Below are 16,579 nucleotides of genomic sequence, written 5' to 3' on the forward strand. Positions count from 1 at the left end.
GTATGCTTGAAGTAAAGACCAGAAAGAGAATTTTTATGCTCGTTGCTTGTGCTAAAAAAATATATTCCGAAATTCGTCAACTTCTCAATCTCATCTGCCGGTTTCGATATTAATGCGACGATACTTTCCATTTACCTCTATTGAGTAACAATTTTTTCCACTTTTGCTAAAAAAAGAGACTATCCTTAAGTTGCTAAAGCAACAATTTAGACACGCGAAAAGCATTAAAGGAGACGAAAAAATGAATCATTTGGATTTTGCTAAAACACCGCCGATGGGCTGGAATTCCTGGGACTGCTACGGCGCTTCCGTTCGCGAAAATGAGGTGCGGGCTCATGCCGATTTCATGGCAGAACATTTAAAAGAATACGGCTGGGAATATATCGTTGTAGATATCCAATGGAGCGAACCGGAAGCCGACTCAACCTGGTATCACGCCTTTTATCCATTGTGCATGGACGAATACTCCCGACTAATCCCAGCGGAAAATCGTTTTCCCTCGTCAGCCAATGGAGGCGGCTTTAAAGCTTTAGGCGATTACATCCACTCCAAAGGCTTGAAGTTCGGAATCCACATTATGCGGGGCATCCCACGCCAAGCCGTCCATCAAAATACACCAATCAAGGGAACTAAGCTTAGAGCCCGAGACATTGCCGAAAACAACATCTGCCCTTGGAACTCCGATATGTACGGCGTCAACGTGGACAAACCAGAAGGTCAGCTGTACTACGATTCACTGATGGACCTGTACGCATCTTGGGGGGTGGATTTCATCAAAGTCGATGATATCGCCAACAGCTATCTTTATGGCGGCGGTCATCTGAAAGAAATCAAAGCAATCCGCAAAGCCATCGATAAGACCGGCCGACCGATTGTCCTCAGTCTCTCACCAGGACCGGCAAAAGTTCATGAAGGCTGGTTTTTGCAAGACAACGCTAATATGTGGCGGCTGACCGATGATTTTTGGGACCACTGGGAGGCATTGTACAAAATGTTCGACCGCTGTGCTGAATGGGCACCTTTTGTTCGTCCCGGCAACTGGCCGGACTGCGATATGCTGCCTCTGGGCCATATCGGAATCCGGGCTCACGACGGCGGGGGTGGAAACAGCTGGACCCGTTTTACCAAAGACGAGCAGTATTTGTTGATGAGTCTGTGGACGATTTTTCAATCCCCGCTGATGTACGGCGGCACCCTGCCGGATATCGACGATTTCACTTTGAGTCTGTTCACCAATAAAGAAGTCGTTGAGATGTACCAGACGCTGACATATCGTCGGCAGCTCCATCGCGATGACCACTTTATCATCTGGCATGCCCAATCGAAAACTCAGGAGTACTATGGAATCTTCAATGTCGGTGAAGCAGCAGCTGATCTGCCGGAAGAACTGAAAGACCTGCTGAACGGCGAAAACCTGCTAGATATGTGGGCAGAAACTGAGCTGGCAAAAGCTGCGCCCCTGACCATCAACAGCCACGGCGGCCGCCTGTTCAAAGCGCTGAAATAAGCTGTACAAGAAAACTTCCGAAAAGTTATCGGAAGTTTTTTTGTATTCAGCTTTCATCAATCAGTTTGCCATTAGTGGCCGTTCTCATTCCACAATCAACACTGAACTGTGCCGGGTCAGATGATCACTTCCCGTAACCACTAATTCATGCGTCCCTTTCGCAAAACGTCGAGGCTTGCTGTCGTCTATTAAGATTCCGTCAACAAAGAGCAGCCCTGCCGGATTCTGCAGCTCCAACAACAGTTCGGCTTCTTCACTTGCAGTAGTCGTCTGGACCCGCAATTCTGTCATCGTTTGACTGAGAACTTCCCCTTTACAGGCCAAGACTTCCTGCAACTCATTTTCGCTCCCGTAAGTCAATACCGTCAAAAAAGTGATGCCGTACAAACGGGGGCTTTCCTGCCCTTCGCTGCCGCTGAAGGTCACCTTGATTAATTCCCGATCCTTCACAGGTGCCGGCAACTCCAAAGTGATATCGTAAAAGTCTGCCTCCGCAAAATCCTCCACGTCCAACAACTGAGCGGTAGTCGGATCATCATTGAAGACCACCTGCAGGACTTTGCCAACTTCATCGGCTTTTAAAGTCAGCTTCAGAAAATTCGGTGTTTTGTCCGCCGGGATTGCAAATTCATAACTGAACCAACCGGCTGCCTGTGCCTGCCGATAACGACGCCCCCAACTGGCTTCGACTTCGCTCTTTTCATACGCAAGACTTTTAGCATACTCACTGTTGTTTTCATCAAAATTATGCAGTTCGGCCACGACCAGCTGTTGTTTTCTCAATGCTTCTTTTTTAAGACGGATGGCCTGTTGCGCCGCTTCAGAATCCGCCTGCAGCACTTCAAAGTAAATCCCGTAACGTTCCCCGTGCATTTCGTAATAGGGGGTGAACACCAGGTCTTCGGCGACTTCATTCAAACGAAAACCCAGCAGCTTTCCGGGAACAGCTTCCGGAAGCAAATGGCTCGCTGCCTGTTCAATCCAGTCTTCTGTCGCCACTGTCAGCGTATCCGGTAGTAGCGGTTGCTTGGTGCCGACTCTTACCAGAATCCCGTTTGGTACATCCTCCGCGACTGCCTCTCCTCCAAGACCGGCTGCCAAAACATACGGACCATATTCAAAGGCGAGGTAACGAGGATTATCCGGCGCTGCCGTAACTTTGACTGCCATTGTTGTTGTCAGCTCCCAACTGTCTCCCGGCGCAAACAGCTCTTGTGGCAGGATAAAGCCGGCTTTGATCTCATTCGTCAAAGAAGCCCCCGTCGACTGATTCGTCAAGCGCCACTCTTTGGCCCAATACGGCAGCCGCAAGCCCAGTTTGAGGGGCTGAACCGGCTGCTCAGGATCCAACGCTGTCACTGTAAAGCGGCTATGGCCAGTTTTTCGGTCTGTTTTCTGACGTAACAGCACATTGTATTTTGGCAGACAAACCTCATTTGAAAAATACAGGTTCACCAAAATCCAATCACCATCAGTATAATAGTAAGTATCCGCCAGTTTGGCAAAGCTTTCCACGCCAGTTCCGGTACAGCACCAAAACTCATCATAAGGGCGATTGTAGACCTTGTTGTAGCCGGCTCCCATCGGCTGAAAGTACATCATCATGCCGGTTTCCGGATTTTGTGAAGCCAGGATCGCATTGATATAAGTCCGCTCATAATAATCCAGGTATTTAGCCTCGCCGGTGACTTCATAGAGGCTGCGGGACAACTTCAACATATTGTGGGTATTGCAGGTTTCACAGGTACAGTCACCATTTCTGACCACTGCATCATGATAGAGTTCATGGGGCTCATGGAAATGCTCACTTTGGGAATTGCCCCCGGTACAATAAGTATGGCCAGTAACGACGATTTCCCAGAAATTTTCCGCTGCCTTCAGGTACAAAGGCAGCTGCTGGATTTCTGTCGTTGAAAGATACTGCTGATTGTCTTCCTCTTGAAAGACCCGGTAACGCTTCAAGGCCCCAATCAATTTAGGGATGGTCGTGTTGGCGTGCTTACCGGGGAGGACATCTTGCCCAGCTGCCAACTTTTGGAACAGGTCTGTTTCATCAAAATACTCAGCGGCTTCGGCATGTTCTTTTTTGCCGGTCAATTCAAACAGCCGATACAAGCCGTCGTTCATACCTCCATATTCAATCTTCAGCATCTGCTGCTTGTCTGTCAGTTTCAGCATGCGGCAATGAATATAATCGCCAAAGCGGCTGACAATCGTCAAAGCCAGCTGACTGGTTTGCGGATCGACCTCTGCCATGTACTCGGCGATATCCATCAGTCCCACCAGTACTTTATGCAGATTGTACCAAGGTACCAGACAATTTTCTTTTTCCTCCGGCGTTACCGGCAGGCCCTCCACTTCGTCCAGTGCTGTTTCCCGAAAAGCCGAGATGTAGCCCGCGCTTTCGGGATGACGCTTGCCATAGGCCGCCTGAGCTTCCGCCAATCCACCGACAGCAGCCCGCATCTTTTCTTTGAAGGCGTGGGCTACGACTTCATCTGACGCACTTTGATACGCCAATGCTAGTGCGGACATGAAATGTCCGAAAAAATGTCCTCGAAAATTAATTTTGTTGCTGCGTTCCCAGCCCTGATAGCCGCTGTTGGTCAACGGTTTCAGTCCGGCTACTTTATAAATTTCATATAAAAATTTTTCTGCCTCTAGACTTAATAGGTATGCCTCAAGATTTGCCTGTGCCCGACTGACGTAAGGATCGGTGATGGTGATTTGATGCGTAGCAATGGTTTTCATGATTGTCTCCTTTGCAATCTTTGATACTTTTATTCTAGCGAGAAACAAGAGTCTTGTAGTTAGAAAAAAGCTCAGAAAAGGTGGAGTTTTGCTAGAACTATTAGGCCAGAGTGGAGAAAAGCTACCTAGAATCGCTAGACAACGATTGGTAAATGCTATTTAAAAGTCATGTATGAACTACATACTTCCTACTATTTTTCAGAAAATCGCAACAAAACCAAACACTCTAGTTAATCTGTCATAAATATTCTTTGATAGCGTTTACATTTACTTCTAAAAGGACTACCATAATACTTGTAAAATTATGCACAATAAAAGGAGTGGTTCAAGTGTTTGCAATCAAGGGAAAAACAGCAGTCATCGTGGGGGCTTCCAGTGGTCTGGGAGCAGATGCTGCAAGAGCCTATGCCGAAAACGGCGCAAATGTCGCACTGTTGGCTAGGAGAGAAGAAAAGTGTCGCGAACTAGCAGAAGAACTAAAACAATTTGGTGTAGCCGTCTTCGTCCATAAGTGCGATGTCACCGACGAAGAGAGTGTCAAAACAGCTATCACCGCGGTTCATGATCATTTCGGTGGCATCGATATTTTGTTAAACAATGCTGGCATCGCTGTAGGCGGTGGCGTCCACCAACTCACCACCGAGGCTTGGGACAAATCAATGGACACCAATGCAAAAGGAATTTTTTTGGCAGCCAAATATACAGTGCCCTACATGATCCAACAGAATTACGGGAAAATCATCAATATTTCTTCCATTAATGCAGTGATTGCCGACAAGCAAGACTTATTCATTCGTCACGCATATAACGCCTCAAAAGCTGCTGTATTAGGGCTGACCAAGGGAATGGCCGCTTCTTACGGCCGTCACAATATTACTGTCAACGCAATTGGACCCGGGCTTTTTGAATCGGAAATGACAGAAAACACTCTCTTTAAGTCTGAAGAATTTCTCAACAGCTATAACTTTCAAGATCCCATGGGACGTCCCGGAAAACGTGGCGAGCTCAATGGCACGATTCTTTACTTTTCCAGTGACATGTCCTCTTATGTCACCGGACAATTTATCGTGGTGGATGGTGGTATGAGTATCATTTAAACCTAATTTTTTCCAAAATGCACTTACGCTTCCAAAAACGGTGTTAGTTTCTTTTTACATCTGTACATCGATTGCGGGGCTGCGACAATAGTTGGGTCACCGTCCTACAAGACGAACAATACCAAACGTGATACTCCTAAAGCCGACGATCTTCGATTAAAATCATTGGAAGATCGTCGGCTTTTCATTGCTAAAAATTTCAAAAGCAGACTTTCCTTGATTTCATCAAGGGAAGTCTGCCCAATTCACTCTTTTTCTTTTCAGGTATGGTAATGCTCTCTCTTTTTGGAATAGGACATAAAGAATGTGACAAATTTTATCATCCGTATACTTTTTATTCATTGTTGTTAAACAGACGCTGTTTCGCACTTGGAAATTACTTATGACAGATACTCCTTTTGCGTTGCTATTCCAGCTTGCAAGAAAAAAGATACCTCGTTTCCTTGTGAAGTATCTCCAATTTATAATAACCGTTTCCTCACCTTAGTAGAAGAAAAGCGTATTCATTCATACACTTACCGATTACCTTTCGATGTAACCGCTAAAGCAGAATCTACTTTTTCTCCTGATCTACCACAGTCTTCTACTGCTTGTCGTTGAATATATCTATCAAATACTCGATTGAACAAAATACCAGTCAAAAAAGCAAGCCCAGCAAATAAAAACACCAGCCAAAACATGCCATAACCAACAAAGGCCGGATAAAAAATCGTCACTAATACAGACAATCCAATAAGCAAACTAACCATAAAAGTCGTCAGAAAATGACGAAAACTCATTAAATATGCATTTTTCAGTGTCCCTCTGAGGGAATTTTCAAATTTCGCTTGTAGCGGAAAAAGCCATATCCCCATCATCACTAGACGCAACAAGATCACATAAAGAATGCCTTTCATCATCAGCTGACTCCACTCCGACAAATAAATATTTGCGACGACAAACCAGGCACGAGAGACTACTGCGACAAAAAGTAAACCACCAAAAAGAATCGTTGCTTGCTTAAAGTTCAACTTGAAGGCTTGAAAATAATTGGTAACAGGACTCGTCTCATCTTTTGCTAACATACGATTGATGCTGTGGGCCATCGCGCTAACAGCAGCTCCAATGGTAAACAGTGGCAAACAGCTTGCGATAAATAGCAGATTCAAGATCATTAGGTCCCCCAATCGCCCCATGAATCGGGAAAAAGGTGAATCTAGATTAAAAAGTCCCTTCATTTTCGACGCCTCCTTTGATTTCTATGTATGAGACAGACTGTCCAATTGCAAGACAGCCTGTCACAAAAAGCAGCTATAGAAGCAGTCAATTGAACCCCAGTGGCTTTCTCTACGACTTCTCTTTGACTACTATTTCAAATTGTTGTTCTTTACAAATTCATCCATATCCTTTTGTAGAGACTCTTTTACTTCTTCATAACCAGCTTGTTTCAGTGCTTCCCGCATTTCTTTGACGGCTTTTTCCGGATCATCGTATTTACCAGTCATCAATTGCGGCATGTATTCAGACAACACGGAAGCCATCGCTGATTGATAGGACTCAATCGCATCTTTATTGAAGATCAAATTCTCATATGGATAATCTTTAGCATTTTCCAACAATCCATCAATCATTTCATGTTTCGTAGGCATGTCAGTGGTTTTATCCAATTCAAACTCATCCATACGTCCAGCCCAGAAGTTGGCACCTAGACCGTCTTTAGCAGCATCATACCCTTCTGGATAGTCTAATTTGCCATCATCAGTTACCACATAATCCGTGCCTTCGATACCATAATTGATTAAACGGTAGCACTCTTCGTCATTTCGCAGCAAATCATACAATTGTAAAGCGAGTTCCGGATTTTTAGAGTTGGCGCTGACTGCCATCGCCCCGTGAGTCTTGATGTCTTTGAAATAGTTATTATTTTCTTGACCCCAATAGAAGAATTTCGGGTCAGAACCTTCCTGTTTTTTGGTCATCTGGTCATAAATGGAACCATAGAATGTTTGCGCATGGTGCTGGTCAGTCCCAGTTTTACCTTCGAAGAATAAATTACGCGTATCTCCGTCGTAGTTCAGTACATCTTCTCGCCAAACGCCCATATCATTCCACTCTTTTGCCAATTTAGCCGCTTCAATGACTGCATCAGAATCCATCCACGCTGACTGGATAGTGTAAGGATCGGATTCTTTTGTTTGCCAAATGGCATAGTTACCGGCATTAACCCCAATCAAATTTTGATAATCTGTATGGCCAAAGAGATAGCCATCTAATACGGCAGCATTTGCTCCGGCCACATCCCAAGGTACGACACCTTCTTTATTATCTTTAATCCATTGGAAGTATTTGGTGAAATCTTCCATTTTAGTAATTTCACCATTTTCAAAGCCAGCTTCCTTTGCCCAGTCCCCACGATAGAAGAAACCATGATTTGTAAATTGCGTATAATTGTCTTCTGGAATAAAATAGATCTTTCCGTCGGGTAGTTTCGTGATGTCCCAGTCCTCATCTTTGGACACTTGTTCATAAGTCTTGGGTGCATTTTCCTTCAGCATTTCATCATCCATTCCCAGGAAGGCTCCTTTTTGAGCGTTTTCCCAAGCATACAGCCAGTCGGTAGCTGTGGTGATTAAGTCAATAGAACTATCACCAGACAGTAATTGTGTATTGTATTGCGTTTGCCAATCTGCCCATTCCACATAGTAAAGATCAAGTTCTGCATTAACGCCTTTTTCTTGAACTTTTTTATTGAGCTCTTTTAGCATATTTTGATAGCGTCCATTTGTTGGCTTATCTCCCAATACTAACATGGTCACTTTCTTAGTCTTACCATCTGTGTTTCCCTGATCCCCGCTCGAACCTCCGCTACCGCAGCCAGCCAATGTCGTCAAGGCCGCCGCTACTACTAATGCACCGCTCAAAAATTTGGTAAACTTCCCTTTCTTCATTTCAAAACCTCCCAGTTTTTGTATGTTAGGACCTCTCATCACAAATATTTTGATTAGTCCGGTAAACCATTTGTAAAATTTTTATCCTTTGACTGCGCCGATAGTAATCCCTGAGATAAAGTAGCGCTGCACAAAAGGATATAGAAAAATGATTGGTCCTGTTGCGACTACTGCTGTTGCCATTTTCAGTGTATTTGACGGCAGATTCGACATATCTACATTCGCACCGGCTACCGACCCTCGCAAAGCCGCGGCTTTGTTGATAATGTTGTACAGATAGTATTGCAACGGTTTGAAGTCCACCGCTGAGCCTAGATAAAGCGAGGACAAATACCATTCATTCCAGTAGCCCAATGCCAAAAACAAGCCTACTGTTGCCAATGCTGGTTTTAACATTGGTAACACCAATTGGTAAAAAATCCGAAAGTCTCCAGCACCATCGATTTTGCCCGACTCAACAATTTCAAAAGGCACTGATTTCGCAAAATTTTTCATTAAAATAATCAACCATGGAGACATTAGTAATTGCAGAAAGATTGCCATGTAGCTTCCCTTCAGCCCCAGATAGCGTGATACCCAAATGTAAGAAGGTGCCATCCCAGCTGAAAACAATGTTGTGAAGTAGATGAAGAAGGAAAGCTGATCACGAAAATGAAAATCTTGACGCCGAAGTACAAAGCCAGTCATTGCAATAATGAACAAACCGACAATCGTTCCTCCCACAGTCAGCAAGATGGTTACTCCATAAGATCCCAATATCATTTTAGGATTAGCAAAAACAAACTCGTAAGCTCGTGTGGAGAACCCCTTTGGTAACAATCCGAAACCCTCTGTCATAATCTGACTCTCGTTACTAAAAGAAGCCGATACAATCAAAATAAATGGCAACAAACACGCCAGTGCAAAAAGTCCTACACAGACGACGGAGACAACCTGCAAGGCGACACCGCTTTTATCATTTTTGATTTTGCTCTTTTTTTTCGCCATACTATCCCTCCTAGAACAATGCGTAGTCTTTATTGATGCGGCGTACTAGCCAGTTACTAAACATAACTAATACAAATCCGAAGACTGATTGATACAACCCTACTGCCGTTGAAGATGTGAAATTATTTTGCGACATCATCATTCGATAAACAGAAGTCTCAATGATATCAGTCGTTGGATATAATTGACTGTTATTACCTATCAAGTTCCAGAAAAGTCCGAAGTTTCCCTTCATGATGCCCCCCAAAGAGAAGAGGAACAAAATAACGAATGTCGGTTTTAAACTCGGAATGATAATGTAGCGAATTCGCTGCCAAGTGTTAGCACCATCCACCTCAGCTGCTTCGATGATACTGTTATCGATTCCAGTAATAGTTGCAAAATATACGATGGAGCCATAGCCGGTTCCCTGCCACAAGTTACAAATGACAATGATGAAAGGCCAGAGATTTTTCATGCTATAGATCTTCATAGGTTCGCCGCCAAATGACTTGATAATGGTATTTAAAACCCCCGTATCATAGTTCAAAATATTAAACGCGATCGCTCCAACCAAAACTGCCGAAATAAAGTAAGGTAAAAACATCATCGTTTGAGAAACCTTGCGGAATAACTTATTTTTCACTTCATTGAGCATAATCGCCAATGTAATTTGTAGTAAGTTACCTAAAACAATAAATGCAATGTTGTAAAGCACAGTGTTACGCGTCAACAACCAAAGCTGCCCAGATTTGATTAAAAATTCAAAGTTTTTGAATCCTACAAATGGGCTTCCAAAAATGCCGTCTCGAAAATTGAAGTTCGTAAATGCAATGTAGACCCCTGGCAGCGGGCAATAACTAAAGACTATAAAGAAGATGACTGCCGGTAAACACATGGCGATTAAAACTTTATTGGCTTTCAGCTTTCCGATTAGCCCCAATTTTTTTGAGGGCTTGACTGCTTCAACAGATGTGTTCATTTCCATAACTCGACCCCTTTCATCTTGAAAAAACAAGTACTTTTGTTTCTTCGTCTCCTAGCTCTCATCATCCTTTCCAAGATCGCGATTCACCGATACTAATAAGTTACCAACTTAACTAACGCTAAAACCGCAAGTAAAGGCTTACACGTTTTCTTTAACAATTACTTAATCGCGATTATCATTTTTTAATTAGTACTAAATGTAACTGTTTACAAAAATATAATAGCATAGATTTCTATTAACGCACAACACCTTTTTAATTATAAAAACAGAGAGTCGTAAAACACTAATTACTAGGTGTTCTTTTAACCCTAAAAAGCACTGATTTATAAGGTTATCTATCAGATAAAACGTTTTCTAAAAAAGTAAAAACTAAGAAAAAAGTCCAAAATTTGTAACCTTAATCGGAATTTTGACCATTTATAAGCAAATTTCTTTTGATACCCTATTTTTAGCAAGCCATTGTTCAATTAAACAATTTGTCCATCTTTCAAAATTGATTACTGATACTAAAAAAGAGTGCCACGAATCAGCACTCTTTTTAGTAGCTCTATTTGTTTAGCTTTTAAGGCAATCATCAGAGAATTACAGGTTGTATTAATCCTTTGGCATCGAATGTCAGCGGTGAAACACACGTCTCTCGATTATAGCCTTTAGCAGTCTCTGGATATTTTTCCAGTGGCGTTGCAAAGCGATGATAGCTAATCCAATATTCACCAGTCTTGTCATCGTGAAGAATACTGTGGTGTCCGGTTCCAAGAATATTTTTTTCTGGGCATTTGGTCAAGATAGGATACAAAAATTCCACGGGTCCAGTCACACTTTCTGCAATGCCATAATTGACGTGATAATTTTCATTGCCCGTATCCTCACAAGACCAAGTAAAATGATATCGATCGTCCTTTTTAAAGACTTCAACAGCTTCACGAAAATCTGTCAGTCCCTCCAACTCTTGCATTGTTTCTGGAACCAAAGCTGTCATTTCTGATGTTAGACGAGCAATTGCCCCAGTTTTTCCATTTCCCCATAAAAGATAATAAGTGCCTGCTTCTTCGAAAATTGATGGATCAATGGTTTGATGGATACCTGTCAATCCGGCCACATCCATCATTACCTTTGTAACTAGTGGTTGTTTCTTTGCAACAAACGGACCTTCCGGGTTGGTGGCCACGGCGCAGCCAATTGCCGAGCTCCCATCTTCTCCTTTTCCACAGAAGTAATAATAATAACGACCATCTTTTTCGGCAATACACGGTGCCCAAGCATTACTTTTAGCCCAAGGGACATCTCCCATGTGAAAATCCACGACTTTTCCTACTCGTTCATATGGACCTTGAGGCGTTTTAGAAACAGACTTGAATACAGAAAACTCCCTGCTGCCCCAATCAACTTGGCCATCTGTTGTCGGGTAAATATAGTAGTCCTCTCCAAAGCGAACCAAATCCGGATCAGCATACAGTCCGGCAATTACAGGATTCTGCTGATCATAGAAGCGTTGAAGACGCTTATATTCAGAAGCTGTAATCGGCATCACTCCCCCATGGCGTTTTTTAGCTCCTCCAAAGTCATAACTATCAGATGGCAAAATTGCGAAATCTTTTTTCCCCAGATCATCAGTGAACAGAATCTGATAGCCTTTATTTTCGGCAAATCGATCTAAAATCAAGTACCAGCGAGTATCTTCCCCTTGATAGATTTCCGGACCCTCCACACCGGATTGCATTTCTAAAACCGGTGAAAAAACAGGCTCATAACTACCCGTTAATTCTGGCGAACGTTCCATGATGATCCGGCTAGTTGTTTCATCCTTAGTAAATCGGTAATAAAATCCCTCATGAAAAGTAATCGTGCTGTCAATGACATCCTGCTCTTTTTCCATGAAGACAAACGGTTCGTCGATTGCCGAAAAATCATCCGTATAAGCCGCGTACATCTTATGTTTTCCAGCAACTTTAGAAGCCCAAAATACCAGAAATCGCCCATTTTTTTCATCGTATATAGCTTCTGGTGCCCAAACATTTCCGGCCTCAGGGACACCTACCGTCAGCGCCCGTGGTCCTTGCCATTCGATCAAATTAGCAGATTCCCAAACAACGATTTTACGGCTGCCACTGGTTTGCGCTGCCGACCATCCCAACCCTTTTTCAATCCTCAGATCTGTCGCAATCAAGTAAAACTTTCCTGTTTTCGGTTGCCGGATGATAAAAGGATCTCGAATTCCCTTTTCACCTACAGTGCTTTTCAAGACGGGCTTCCCTTGGTTTAAATCATGGAAATGCTTCCCATCTTGGCTAATACTGAAATAAACCTGTTCACCATCTCGGTGCTCACCGGTAAAATGAACAAACAAATAATGATTCATCATATTTCTCATCCTAACTTTGCTAGTAGTATAGATACAGTCTACTAAGTTTACAACTATATGTAAATAATTATTTATCGTATCGGATAACTTAATACTATAAATATAACAAAAAGTTAATTTAAAGAATAAACAAAAAAAGAGACATTTCCATTTTTAGGAATGCCTCTTCTCTCTATACGACTAAATCGATTCCACCGGTAATTCAGGAGGCAGCATGTCCTCTTCCGGATCTGTCTTTTCACTGTAGTAGAACTTAAATTCAATATTTGAATCATAATTTCCAAAACCTTTACCGAAAATAGTGCAGCCACCAATATTTTCAGCATCTTCTTTGACACTAATCCGAAAATCCCAAATCATCTTATCCAGTTTCAACTCTCGCATCCGACTCCACAATAGTTGCTTGCCATTGATCCAGACACCATGATTAGTAATTCGAAGCGTAACCTTTAATCCATATTGATTCATTGCGGGTTGCCACCAATCGGGGTTATATTTTCCCCGGACATCGACAAAGTCCCCGGGTGACGTCCAATATCCCAAATCAACTCCATTTAACTGGAAGCTAATATCTGATGGCCAGTTATTATTCCCAGTTGGAAACTCTGAAGAGAGTTCCATCTCTATCTCCACCATCTGCAAACGATCCATATCAGTCAATGGATTGACAATTTTGTATTCAACAAACCCTTGCGTAAACCATAAAATCGCTGCTTGCGTTCGTCGAGTATCCATAAAGTACTTTGGTTCATCGTATTCGCCGATTTGAGCTTCTGTTGTTGCCAATCCGCAAGTCGGTACTACATAAAAATCGACATATTGCCCTACTGGTACAGAAGTTTCATAAAATTGGTAAGCTGGGTACACTTTTTGTGGAAATTCAATTTCGATTAAATCTACTTTTAAAATAGATTGTTTTTGTAGTCCAGCTTTACCAGGGATACGTTCAGTCTTAATGATTCCGGCTGCTTCCAAAATTTTGACGTGTTTTGCTGTAACTGGATTACTTAGCCCCATTGCTGCGGCAAGTTCTTTGACATTCATTCTTTTCTTAGACAGTAGGGTAATGATATCAATTCTTGCAGGACTTGCAAGGGCCTCGAAAACCGGCAGTGAATCTTTTGATAAAGGAATGTGCATTCCTTTCAACTCCTTTCATTATCACTATCGGTAATATCAAAAAAAACAGGGAATTTTGACTAACCACAACTTGATAGTGCTTTCACGATTACACGCTTGTAGATTATAGGTTTACTTATCATTTGTCAAGCAGAACATTTTAGTATTTAAGTTAACTTTCACGCTAAAAAATGCCTGCATTTTTCAATTAACAAGCTATAAATTATGTTTCATAGTAATTAGTTGTCCTTGAGACGCCTGACTCTCTGTAGACAAGTATATAGTAGCATGGATATAGTTATTCAAAAATGTAGAATTTTACTTATTTGTATGTATAATCTTATGATTTACCAATAGCTTCATTCAACGCTACTATCAAAACTCATCTAAGCTGGCGGTACAAAAAAAGAAGTTCAGCTGCATCACCAAACTTCCTTTAATATTTTTTAAATCAGTAACCATTTCCACTTTTTAAAGCACGTTAAAGGCACTATTTGGCATCTTGCACTTAATTGTTGATTTCAGCAAAAACTACGCTATTTTCCGGCAAATGAATTTCTGCGGTCTCATGGGTAACGAGTAGTTCCTGTTGCTGATAATCAAAATTTTCTGGATTGCTAAAATCATTGACTGCTTTTGCCTCAGCAGTCAATTTATGCATCGTTAAGCGCTCACCAGTGATCCCCTTCAAGGTAACAGTTACTGGCTCAGAAACATTTACTAGCTTCACATATTGTTTCTTACAAGTCTCATCTAATGTGCAGTTGGTATAAAACTGTTTCAAAATAGGAACTTTAGCTTCAATATCGTTCATCACAACATCATCCACTATTGATGTAATATGGCGATCTTTGATGTGGAGTTCACACGTATAGCTCTTGCCTGTCTCAACCTTCCAAATCGTTTGTGTCAGATCACTGATGCGTCCCTCACGAACAGAGCGAATCATGCAGTCTTGGTTCTGCCATCCTCCTAGTAGCCAAACAAAGGTATTTTCGGTATTCTGTTCTCCAAAATTAAGCTGAAATCCTCGATCCCACTGACCACCGGTTTTTTCAAATTCAAATTTGATAGTATAGTCGGTTTCTTCGAAGCGTTCAATAAACGTCACTTTCTCATATGCGTTAATTTTACCATCTGCCACGGTAATCTCCTCACCAGTATGGTTGTTAATAATTCGAACATTTCGATAGTTAACCTCTGCGTTGTCTCCTACAATTCCAATACCACCAGCAATGTGTTTTTCTTCCAAAAGCTTTGGCGCTGCAAGTCCTGTGACTTCCATCCCCATATTGTGGGTTCCCTGAAATTTAGTGAAGAGTTTTTGCACGTGATAGTTCATACTGCCATATACGTGGGCCTGATCGAACCAAATCAAGTCCGGTCGCCAATTCACATAGTCGATATTTGCTAACATCGGTGCATAGCAAGCCAAAGCAACTTTATCGGCATTACGTTCCAGTCCAATCATGTAGCTGGCTTCAACGGCAGCATTGTACCACTCGTTGCCCCAAGAAGCATATTCACCCAGAAAAACCTTTGGACCTGTGGAATCATAATGATCATAGCGATCGTGATTGGCCAGTAGCCAATCTGTCGTCTGATAATAATGTTCATCTACCAAGTCAGATCCATTTTTGCGAGCGCTGTTCCATCCTCGTTGATATTCGCTACCAGCAGCAAAGGGCCCTGCAGAGTTAATCAGCCGAATTTCGGGATATTTTTCACGGATTGCTTTGTGAAAATGGTCATATCGATTGAAGAACTCCTGTCCCACCTCCTCGTTACCCACTGCCAAATATTCCAGATTGAAAGGTTCTGGATGGCCCATCTCAGCTCGCATTCCACCCCATTTAGTGGCGGTATTCCCATTTGCAAATTCGATTAAATCTAGTGCATCCTGAATCCATTCTCCCAACATTTCAACTGGCACCGCCTGTTGATGATGTGGATCCCACCCTGCCGGCAGAACCGGCAATGGCTTTGCTCCCAAATCTTCACATAAGAGGAAATATTCATAAAAACCCAGCCCTAACGTTTGATTATATCCCCAACTGTTACGCCTTGAAGGACGATGCTCAATAGGTCCAATGGTATTTTTCCAACGGTACATGGAATCCCGATCTTCGGCATTTAGACTCCCATCATGAACAAGACAGCCACCAGGAAAACGCATAAATTTTGGATTCATAGCAGCCAATAAGTCCGCGATGTCTTTGCGGCAGCCGTTTTTCCGACCTTTGAACGTTGCTACGGGAAATAATGAGACCATATCGACGGCGCAATTAGTTCCGGCTTCAAAAACCAGTGCCAAACGGGCTGTTCTTGTTGTTGTCTTCGCAGTTAGTTTCACTTCGCATTTTTGCCACTCAGGGTTTTTAACTGCTATTGTTTCTTGTGCTAAAATACTTCCATCAACTTCTTTTAGCTGAACAGTAATATTTACTGATTGAATCGGCGTACGAGCAAATAAGCTGAAGTCATACCTTTCTCCTTCGCTGAGCGCCAGACCTTGGTTGAAACCCGTATTTTGAAGTTCAAAGGTTTCGTTAACGTCGATTTTCAGGTAATGGGGATTTTTTGGATGCAATGGCTGATCTGTGAGTACACGGACATGTACAGCCTCAGAACGAAGCGGTTGACCAACTCCATCCGTCCAGCCATATAGGCCATGATACTCCTTATTGTCGATAGAACAAAATTCAAAGGAGCGATTTTGGATCATCTCTGCATATAGACCGCCGTCTGCTGCATGGTTCAAGTCTTCAAAAAAGATACCATACAAATCTCCTAACGGTGCTCCTTTTTGTTGAGGATAAAGCGTGATAACCGGGTTTGTCATCTCATTCTCCTTCTTATGAA

Annotated in this window: 9 protein-coding genes and 1 pseudogene; 2 read left to right on the forward strand and 8 right to left on the reverse strand. The window is 42.5% G+C overall.

Annotation, left to right across the window (positions count from 1 at the left end; genetic code table 11):
- Positions 1 to 241: 241 nt before the first annotated feature.
- Positions 242 to 1,507, forward strand: coding sequence for a glycoside hydrolase family 27 protein (locus tag BAU14_RS05285; protein ID WP_161899045.1), 1,266 nt, complete (start codon positions 242 to 244; stop codon positions 1,505 to 1,507).
- An 84-nt stretch (positions 1,508 to 1,591) separates the two neighbouring features.
- On the opposite strand, the gene BAU14_RS05290 is transcribed toward BAU14_RS05285, so the two are convergent.
- On the reverse strand, positions 1,592 to 4,258 hold the full coding sequence (locus BAU14_RS05290) for a beta-L-arabinofuranosidase domain-containing protein (RefSeq protein ID WP_161899046.1): 2,667 nt from the start codon (positions 4,256 to 4,258) through the stop codon (positions 1,592 to 1,594).
- A gap of 329 nt (positions 4,259 to 4,587) precedes the next feature.
- Between BAU14_RS05290 and BAU14_RS05295 the strand changes: the two genes are divergently transcribed.
- The gene (locus BAU14_RS05295; protein WP_161899047.1) at positions 4,588 to 5,355 is read left to right on the forward strand and encodes an SDR family NAD(P)-dependent oxidoreductase; all 768 of its coding nucleotides are present in this window, start codon (positions 4,588 to 4,590) and stop codon (positions 5,353 to 5,355) included.
- Between the two features lie 515 nt (positions 5,356 to 5,870).
- Here the strand turns inward: BAU14_RS05295 and BAU14_RS05300 are convergent.
- The 7 genes and pseudogenes from BAU14_RS05300 to BAU14_RS05330 all read right to left on the reverse strand — a co-directional run bounded on the left by BAU14_RS05300 (position 5,871) and on the right by BAU14_RS05330 (position 16,559).
- On the reverse strand, positions 5,871 to 6,572 hold the full coding sequence (locus tag BAU14_RS05300; protein ID WP_161899048.1) for a YesL family protein: 702 nt from the start codon (positions 6,570 to 6,572) through the stop codon (positions 5,871 to 5,873).
- A 129-nt stretch (positions 6,573 to 6,701) separates the two neighbouring features.
- Entirely contained in the window at positions 6,702 to 8,282 is a 1,581-nt protein-coding gene (locus tag BAU14_RS05305) for an ABC transporter substrate-binding protein (RefSeq protein ID WP_161899049.1), read from the reverse strand.
- A gap of 81 nt (positions 8,283 to 8,363) precedes the next feature.
- On the reverse strand, positions 8,364 to 9,269 hold the full coding sequence (locus BAU14_RS05310) for a carbohydrate ABC transporter permease (protein WP_161899050.1): 906 nt from the start codon (positions 9,267 to 9,269) through the stop codon (positions 8,364 to 8,366).
- 10 nt (positions 9,270 to 9,279) lie between these two features.
- Positions 9,280 to 10,236 (reverse strand): ABC transporter permease, encoded by a 957-nt coding sequence (locus tag BAU14_RS05315; RefSeq protein WP_161899051.1) that lies wholly within the window; start codon positions 10,234 to 10,236, stop codon positions 9,280 to 9,282.
- Between the two features lie 574 nt (positions 10,237 to 10,810).
- Positions 10,811 to 12,598 (reverse strand): family 43 glycosylhydrolase, encoded by a 1,788-nt coding sequence (locus tag BAU14_RS05320; RefSeq protein WP_237580420.1) that lies wholly within the window; start codon positions 12,596 to 12,598, stop codon positions 10,811 to 10,813.
- Positions 12,599 to 12,838: 240 nt separating this feature from the next.
- Positions 12,839 to 13,738: pseudogene (locus BAU14_RS05325) on the reverse strand (ArsR/SmtB family transcription factor); the annotation flags it as partial.
- A 487-nt stretch (positions 13,739 to 14,225) separates the two neighbouring features.
- Positions 14,226 to 16,559 (reverse strand): alpha-L-arabinofuranosidase C-terminal domain-containing protein, encoded by a 2,334-nt coding sequence (locus tag BAU14_RS05330; protein ID WP_161899054.1) that lies wholly within the window; start codon positions 16,557 to 16,559, stop codon positions 14,226 to 14,228.
- Positions 16,560 to 16,579: the final 20 nt, after the last annotated feature.

Source organism: Candidatus Enterococcus leclercqii (assembly GCF_009933135.1).
Lineage (GTDB): Bacteria > Bacillota > Bacilli > Lactobacillales > Enterococcaceae > Enterococcus_C > Enterococcus_C leclercqii.

Coding starts and splice junctions, on each gene's coding strand:
- BAU14_RS05285 (WP_161899045.1), top strand. CDS start 242: ATGAATCATTTGGATTTTGCTAAAACACCGCCGATGGGCTGGAATTCC.
- BAU14_RS05290 (WP_161899046.1), bottom strand. CDS start 4,258: ATGAAAACCATTGCTACGCATCAAATCACCATCACCGATCCTTACGTC.
- BAU14_RS05300 (WP_161899048.1), bottom strand. CDS start 6,572: ATGAAGGGACTTTTTAATCTAGATTCACCTTTTTCCCGATTCATGGGG.
- BAU14_RS05305 (WP_161899049.1), bottom strand. CDS start 8,282: ATGAAGAAAGGGAAGTTTACCAAATTTTTGAGCGGTGCATTAGTAGTA.
- BAU14_RS05310 (WP_161899050.1), bottom strand. CDS start 9,269: ATGGCGAAAAAAAAGAGCAAAATCAAAAATGATAAAAGCGGTGTCGCC.
- BAU14_RS05315 (WP_161899051.1), bottom strand. CDS start 10,236: ATGGAAATGAACACATCTGTTGAAGCAGTCAAGCCCTCAAAAAAATTG.
- BAU14_RS05320 (WP_237580420.1), bottom strand. CDS start 12,598: ATGATGAATCATTATTTGTTTGTTCATTTTACCGGTGAGCACCGAGAT.
- BAU14_RS05330 (WP_161899054.1), bottom strand. CDS start 16,559: ATGACAAACCCGGTTATCACGCTTTATCCTCAACAAAAAGGAGCACCG.